This window comes from Streptomyces flavochromogenes, assembly GCF_000717595.1.
GTDB lineage: Bacteria > Actinomycetota > Actinomycetes > Streptomycetales > Streptomycetaceae > Streptomyces > Streptomyces flavochromogenes.
In genome coordinates this window covers 291,573-298,780 of sequence record NZ_JNZO01000005.1, presented here as the reverse complement: position 1 = coordinate 298,780, position 7,208 = coordinate 291,573, and the positions used below count along the sequence as shown (strand labels likewise).

The window sequence follows — 7,208 nt, the reverse complement described above, 5'->3', positions numbered from 1 at the left end:
CACCGCCTACGGCCGCGTCCACAACGCCCTCACGAACACCGGCACCACCGGACTGACCCTCCACGCCACCACCTCCTACGGCGACATCACCGCCCGCAGTCTGTGAGGCGGCGTCGCGGAGCTCGCCCGGACACGGCGACGCCGACGGCGGTCCGTGGGGGCGGGCCGCCGTCGGCGTCGACGACAGGACGGGTGGAGGAGGGGGTGGGGCTATCTGGTCGGCTTCTTGCCGGTGATGCCCAGATGCACCAACAGGGCGAGGTTGGGCTTGAGTTCGGCCTGCTTCACGCCCCAGGTCGTGAAGCCCTTCTGGTGGCCGGCGACCGCGGCCAGCATCGCCACGAGCGAGCCGGCCATGGCGGCGGGGCTGACCTCCTTGTCGACCTTGCCCTTGGCCTGAAGCTCCTTCACCGCGTCCGTGAGGGAGTTGGTGACCGAGTTCAGGATCTTCATGCGGATCTTGTAGAACCGCTTGTCGCCCTCCGCGGCGCCGAGGTCCACGACCCGGAGGATGGCGTCGTGCTTCCGCCAGAAGTCCAGGAAGCCTTCGACGAGTTCCTCGGAGGTCTGCCAGCCGGCCTTGCCGACCCAGGAGCGGCCGGAGACCAGCTCGGTCAACCCGGCGCCCTCCTTGGCCATTTCCTCCGCGATCTCGAGAACCGCTCCCTCGACGTCCGGGAAGTACTGATAGAACGTCGCGGGTGAAGTACCCGCCTTCCGGGCCACATCGATGACCTTGACGTCCCGGTAGGGCGAGGAGCTGAGCATCTCACCGAGGCAGTCGAGCAGCTTCTGCCGCGTCGCCTGGCCGCGTCGTCCGGCCACGCGGCCGTCGACGGTGCGTACTTGTCCTGTCATGCCGTCAGCTTACCGAGGGGGTGTCGGCGCGCGATTCGGCCGACTGCAAATGGGGTGCACCCCCCGGCCACCCGTGTTCTCCGAGGTCGGCACGCGTGTCTCCGTGGGCGGGGCGGCGGAGGGGAGGGGCGGGATCACGCCACTTGTGACGGGCGGACAGGAGGCCGACCGCTTCTTCGCACCCTGACCGAGGGATCCCCGTACCCGAATAGGCTTATGAACAGCCTGTGGACAACTTCGGTGGACAACTCAAGCGTCCCAAGGGTTCTGGGACGATAAAACGCTACTTTGTTCGTATATCCGGCCGGTGCGGACGCTGCGGGACCGATTCCGCCGACCTAGCGTGTGGACATGGCCGTACGCACTGAGGGCACACCCTGCTGGGTGGACGCACAGCTCCCCGACCTCGAGGCGGGCAAGCGCTTCTACGGCGAGCTCTTCGGCTGGACCTTCGATCCCGACCGCGACGAGGCCTTCCTCGACGGGCGCCGTGCCGCCGGCCTCCTGCCCAAGCGCGACGGCCGCATGCCCACCACCTGGACCGTCTATCTCGCCACCGAGAACGCCGGCACCCTCGCCGCGCGGATCAAGGCCGCCGGCGGCCAGATGGTCATGGAGCCCTACCCCGTCGGCCCCTTCGGCGTCCTCGCGCTCGCCGCCGACCCCGGCGGCGCCGTCTTCGGCCTCCGCCAGTCCGGCGACGACAACGGTTTCGAGGTGACCGGCGAACCGGGCTCCTTCTGCTGGATGGAGGTGTACACACGCCGCCCCGACGCCGTCGACACCTTCTACGCCACCGTCTTCGGCTACCTCGGCCGCCAGGCCGACGCCGACGAGGAGGGCAGGGACGCCGGCTTCGACTACCGCGTCTGGTCGCCCCCCGGCTCCCGGACCGGCGACGAGAGCGCCTTCGGCGGCCGTGCCGTCATCAGCGACGACTTCCCCGCCGAGATGCCGGGACACGTCCTCGTCTACTTCGCCGTCCCCGACTGCGACGAGGCCTGCGAGACCACCGTCCGGCTCGGCGGCCGGGTCGCCACCCCCGCCTTCGACACCCCGCACGGCCGCATCGCCGTCCTCCACGACAACCAGGGCGCGCGCTTCGCGGTCCTCTCGGAGCCGTCCGGGACGACGTGAGGCCTCCCCTCCGGATGGCTTCCCTATGACCTGAGACACCCCGATCTGCCCCCGGGTTCGCAACCGGGCCCTCGGACAGGAAGAATCAGGGCCACGGGGCCGTACCCTCATGGCCCGTACGGGGAGGTGGCAGGCAAGTGGAACAGCTGACGCAGCACGACCCGAGACGTATCGGGCCCTTCGAGGTGCTGGGCCGGCTCGGCGCGGGCGGAATGGGCCTGGTCTATCTCGCGCGCTCGGCTTCGGGCCGGCGCGTGGCGATCAAGACCGTGCGCACGGAGCTCGCTGAGGACCAGCTGTTCCGGGTCCGCTTCACCCGTGAGGTGGAGGCCGCGCGGGCGGTCTCCGGCTTCTACACGGCCGCAGTCGTGGACGCCGACCCGCGGGCCGCCGTGCCCTGGCTGGCGACCGCGTACGTCCCCGCGCCCTCGCTCGAAGAGATAGTGAACGAGTGCGGACCGCTTCCGGCCCAGGCCGTGCGCTGGCTGGCCGCCGGCGTCGCCGAGGCCCTGCAGTCCATCCACGGCGCGGGCCTGGTCCACCGTGACCTCAAGCCCTCCAACGTCCTCGTCGTCGAGGACGGCCCCCGGGTGATCGACTTCGGCATCGCGTCAGGCGTCTCCAACACGCGCCTGACCATGACCAATGTCGCCGTCGGCACCCCGGCCTACATGTCTCCCGAGCAGGCCCGCGACTCGCGCAGCGTCACCGGCGCGAGCGATGTCTTCTCGCTGGGCTCGATGCTGGTCTTCGCAGCCACCGGCCACGCGCCGTTCCACGGCGCCAACCCGGTCGAGACCGTCTTCATGCTGCTGCGCGAGGGCCCCGACCTGGCGGGCCTGCCCGACGAGCTGCGGCCCCTCATCGACTCCTGCATGCAGATGGACGTCAGCCGCCGGCCCACCCCGGCCGACCTCCAGGCCCAGCTGGCCCCGCATCTCTTCGGTCCCGGCAGCGACGACAGCGGCACGGCCTCGGCCTGGCTGCCGCGGAGCGCCACCGACATGATCGAGACCCGCCGGGGCGGCCGTCCGGCTCCGGCGTCGACCGCGCCGCCGATGCCGCCGCGCCCGCCCCGGGGCCCCGCCGAGCGCGGCGGCGACCCGCGCTTCCCGGAGCCCGCACCGGCCGGGGGCGGTGGCCGGCACGCCGAGCCCGCCCCCGTCGGCGGTGGCCGGCACGCGGGGCCCGCCGAGAGCTCGGGCGGTCCCGTACGTCTCGGGGGCGCGACCGTCCCGATCGGCCCCGGCCCCCGGGTCGCCGACACGCGTGCTGCGCTCGCCGTCGGCCGGAGCGCCGACGCGGGCCCGGCGACCGGCTGGATCCGTCCGCCCGGCGGTGGCCCGCACGGCGTGGACCACGGTTCGTACGCCGGCTCCCACGCCGGGGAGCCCGGCCCGCCGCCCGGCTCCCGCCCGGTCAACGTGCCGCCGCAGGGCTCCGACCAGACCGCGCCGGCCGAGCCCGGACCCTGGCGGCCGTGGCGCTTCCGGATGTCGAACGACGTCTGGGGCACCCCGGTCGTGGACGGCGACCTGTTGTACGTGACCTCTTTCGAGGTACACGCCCTGGACACCGGCAGCGGCCGGCGCCAGTTCAAGACCCGTGACGTGGCCTGGTCCATGGCCGTCGCCTCGGGTCGTATCCACGCCTCCGACGGGCCCACGCTCTACGCCCTCGACGCGACCGACGGCACCGAGCGCTGGCGGCTGCGGACGGACGCGTGGGTGTACTCGCTCCAGGTGGACCGGGGCACCGTCGTCACCGGTACGCGCGGCGGCGGCGTCCAGGGCTGGGAGGCCTCCAACGGCGCCAAGCTGTGGGAGGTCACCGGCGCCCAGACCGACTTCGAGACCCCGGAGGCGGGGCCCGCCGTGCACGGCGACACCGTGTACGTGTGGCGGGACGCCCGGCTCCAGGCCCTCGACGCCCGCACGGGCGTGGAGCGCTGGTCGTACCCGATCGGCGACGCCGCCTCCTGCGCCAACGTGCCCGTCCGGGTGGCCCCGGCCGAGGACGGCTGTGTGTACGTCTCCGCCGGGACCCGGGTCCTGTCGATCGACATCGCCGCAGGGCACGTCCGCTGGCACTTCGAGGCACCGGCCGTCTTCACCTCCCCGCCGGCGTTCGCGCCGGGCCCGGCGGTCACCGGCGGCGGGGTGTACCTCTCGGACCACCTCGGCACGGTCTACGCCCTCGACGCCACCACCGGTCAGGACCGCTGGCGCATCGCGACCGAGCCGCGCCAGTCCACCGAGCCGGTCCTCGTCGCCGACGGCAACATCCATGTCGGCAGCGGCAGCGCGCTCTACACGCTCGACGCGGTCACCGGAACGCCCCGGTGGCGGTTCGCGGCGGGCGGCGAACTGGTCGGCTCGCCCGTCGTCGCCGACGGCCGGGTCCACTTCGGCTCCGCCGACCACGTCCTCTACACCCTGGACGCGACCGGCGGGCAGCTCCGCTGGAAGCTCGCGACCGGTGGCGAGATCACCGGCTCGCCGGTGGTCAGGAACGGGGTCGTGTACGCCTGCAGCAAGGACCGCTGTGTGTACGCGCTCGACGCGGTCAAGGGCACGGCCACGGGCCGGGGGGCCGCCACGCGGTAACCCGGCCCGGCAGGGCGTCCGCCGGGCCGGCAGGTCGTACGACGTACGGACAGGGACCCGCCCCGAAGCGCTTCAGCTCTTCGGCGGCGGGTCTCCCCGTTCCCGCTCCTGGTCCCAGGTCGGCACGTCGAAGGTTCGGGTCGGCGCGTACGGCGTCGAGGCCTCCGGACGGGCGCCGGGCTCCTCCAGGGTGGACGTGTCGTCCGGGGGCGGTCCGTCGAGCGTGGGGTGGGTGTGCCGCGGAGGCCGGTCCACCCGGTGCCGCGGGTGGGACCTGCCCGACATGACGAGCGCGCCGAGCAGCAGCAGGATCCCGCCGCCGACGGCGTTCGCGACCCCGTCACCGAGCCCCGTACCGCCGCCGATCGTCAGGCCGCCCTCCGCCTGCCCCACCCGCACCATCCACAGGACGGTGAAGCCGAGGACGACGAGCCCGGCGAAGGCGACGAGCAGCCGGGAGCGCAGCACCACTCCGAGGAGGGTCACGAGGGCGGCGAAGAGGAACGGCGCCAGGATCGAGCCGATCAGCTCGCCCCTGGCGTCGGTGATGCCGGTGAACAGCTCGTCGACCGCGTAATCACGTCCGTGACGGCCGTCGTACCAGGCACGGAAGGGGCTCCAGACGGCGGCCGTCGCTCCGGCGAGAGCCAGCACCGAGCCGGCGATGTTGCGGATCATCGATGCGGCCTCCTTGGCGGTCCGGCTCTCGCTCCCGACGCTACGCCCGCTGAGGGGGGCCCGCCACGTGGGTCCTTCGCGCCGCTAGAGTGGCGCGGACACGACAGGGAGACGAGGGGGCGGCGATGGTACGCACACGCCTGAAGCTCGCGGCGACGCTCACGGTGGTGGTGCTCGCGCTGACCGGTTTCCACACCGGCCACGGCAGCAGCAGCGGTGGCGGCAGCGGCAAGAGCAAGAGCGGCAAGAGCAAGAGCCGCGGCTCCGACGACGACTCCGGCGGCGGCTGCTCCAGCGACGAGAAGAGCAACGACGACTACAGCGGCTCGGGTGGCAACAGCGCCGCCGACGAGTACACGTACGACCCGACGCCGACGGCCTCGCCGACCGCGGCCGTCAGCGTCACCACCGTCGACTGCGTGGAGCCCGCGCAGAAGAAGCGCAAGGGCAAGCCGGCCCGCAAGGCGGACACCACGACCACGCTGAGGATCACCTCGGACGCGTGGGAGGAGAAGACGTTCCGGGTCCGCGTGGAGTTCAGGGACGCGGGCTACAAGAAGGTGGACGAGGCCGAGACGACGATCACGGTCGAGCGCAGGGGGACGAAGACCTTCGAGGTGGGGATGGCCCACCCCGGGACCGTCGGCCGGGTGAAGGAGTGCATCGCCTACGTCGAGGGTGAGGTGCCGGGGGCCGGCCCCTCCACCGCCACCCCGTCGGCTACCTCGTCCTGAACCCCGTCCCCCGTCGCCCGAACAGTTCCGCCTGACGGTCCGCCGTGAGGTTGCCCAGGGCGACCAGGTGCGGCGCGTGCGCCAGCGCCTGGGCCCTGGCGGCCTCCTTCACCGACCACAGCGCCCGGACCGTTCCCTGAACCGCCTCCGTCGGGTGGCCCGCGATGACCGCGGCGGCCGCGCACGCGGCGGCCAGCGCGCCGCCGGGCGGGGTCAGCTCGGAGACGAGGCCCGTCTCGTACGCCCGCCGGGCCGAGATCCGTTCGGCGCTGCCCATGAGGGCCATCCGGGCGATTTCCCCGTACGGCATCCGCTGCGCCATGTGGATTGTCTCGAAGGCGCTGACCATGCCGTAGGTGGTGTGCGGGTCGAAGAAGGCGGCGTCCTCGCCCGCGACCAGGAACTCCGACTCGCCGAGCAGATAGAACGCCCCGCCGCAGGCCATCCCCTCGACGGCGCAGACGACCGGCTTCCACAGGTCGTTCGCCTTGGGGCCGATCGTGAGGAGCGGGTCGTCGATGGTGTACGGGGACGAGGGCTGCGGCACGTTCCCGACGGCGGCCCGGTCGATGCCGGTGCAGAAGGCGCGCCCGCCGGCCCCGGTGACGACGATCGCGCGGACCTCGTCCTCGTACCGGAACCCCCGCCAGACGGCGCCCAGTTCGCGGGCCATCTCCAGGGTGACGGAGTTGTGCTTCTCCGGCCGGTCGAGGGTGACGACGGCGACCCCGGACTCCTTGTCCCGCTCCACCCGGATGCTCATCCGCGCTCCAGGAGCCAGCGCGGGACGACGACGCCGTCGATCTCGGCGAAGGCCACCCTCACCGGGGCGCCGATCCGGAGCCGGCTCGGGTCGACCGAGTTCAGGGGTGCGTCCGGGGCGGCGACCACGTTGCCGACGAGACGGATGCGGGGGGCGTCGGCGAGTTCGACGATCACCGCGTTGTACGGGGCCTGGGCGGCGTACTCGGGCAGGAGGGGCGGGTGGGGGAGCACGTAGGACCAGATGCGGCCGCGGCCGGACATCGGGCGCCACCCGCTCGCGAAGGACTGGCAGTGCGGGCAGCAGGGGCGGGGCGGGAAGCGCAGCTCGCCGCAGTCGGCGCAGCTCTGGACGCGCAGTTCGCCCTGGGCGGCGTACTCCCAGAAGGGGGCACCGTCCTCGTCGGTGACGGGGGTCAGCATGGGGATCAGC

7 protein-coding genes and 1 pseudogene are annotated in these 7,208 nt (G+C 72.8%); 4 read left to right on the top strand and 4 right to left on the bottom strand.

Annotated elements, in window-relative coordinates:
* Positions 1-106: pseudogene (locus tag IF00_RS48225) on the top strand (DUF4097 family beta strand repeat-containing protein); the annotation flags it as partial.
* Between the two features lie 104 nt (positions 107-210).
* On the opposite strand, the gene IF00_RS0107695 reads toward IF00_RS48225, so the two are convergent.
* The gene (locus IF00_RS0107695) at positions 211-858 is read right to left on the bottom strand and encodes a TetR family transcriptional regulator (protein WP_030315615.1); all 648 of its coding nucleotides are present in this window, start codon (positions 856-858) and stop codon (positions 211-213) included.
* 351 nt (positions 859-1,209) lie between these two features.
* Between IF00_RS0107695 and IF00_RS0107690 the strand changes: the two genes are divergently transcribed.
* Positions 1,210-1,995, top strand: coding sequence for a VOC family protein (locus IF00_RS0107690; RefSeq protein ID WP_030315614.1), 786 nt, complete (start codon positions 1,210-1,212; stop codon positions 1,993-1,995).
* Between the two features lie 137 nt (positions 1,996-2,132).
* The gene (afsK, locus tag IF00_RS0107685) at positions 2,133-4,601 is read left to right on the top strand and encodes a protein serine/threonine kinase AfsK (protein WP_030315612.1); all 2,469 of its coding nucleotides are present in this window, start codon (positions 2,133-2,135) and stop codon (positions 4,599-4,601) included.
* A 72-nt stretch (positions 4,602-4,673) separates the two neighbouring features.
* On the opposite strand, the gene IF00_RS41025 is transcribed toward afsK, so the two are convergent.
* Complete coding sequence (locus tag IF00_RS41025; RefSeq protein WP_037637711.1) at positions 4,674-5,279, bottom strand: hypothetical protein; 606 nt, start codon at positions 5,277-5,279, stop codon at positions 4,674-4,676.
* Positions 5,280-5,404: 125 nt separating this feature from the next.
* Between IF00_RS41025 and IF00_RS0107675 the strand changes: the two genes are divergently transcribed.
* Positions 5,405-6,013 carry a hypothetical protein gene (locus IF00_RS0107675; protein WP_030315607.1) on the top strand — a complete coding sequence of 203 codons (609 nt, stop codon included), beginning with the start codon at positions 5,405-5,407 and terminating at the stop codon, positions 6,011-6,013.
* On the opposite strand, the gene IF00_RS0107670 is transcribed toward IF00_RS0107675, so the two are convergent.
* Complete coding sequence (locus IF00_RS0107670) at positions 6,000-6,776, bottom strand: enoyl-CoA hydratase/isomerase family protein (protein WP_030315605.1); 777 nt, start codon at positions 6,774-6,776, stop codon at positions 6,000-6,002. The genes IF00_RS0107675 and IF00_RS0107670 overlap by 14 nt on opposite strands.
* Positions 6,773-7,198, bottom strand: coding sequence for a Zn-ribbon domain-containing OB-fold protein (locus tag IF00_RS0107665; protein WP_030315603.1), 426 nt, complete (start codon positions 7,196-7,198; stop codon positions 6,773-6,775). Before IF00_RS0107665 ends, IF00_RS0107670 begins: the two co-directional genes overlap by 4 nt.
* Between the last annotated feature and the right edge of the window lie 10 nt (positions 7,199-7,208).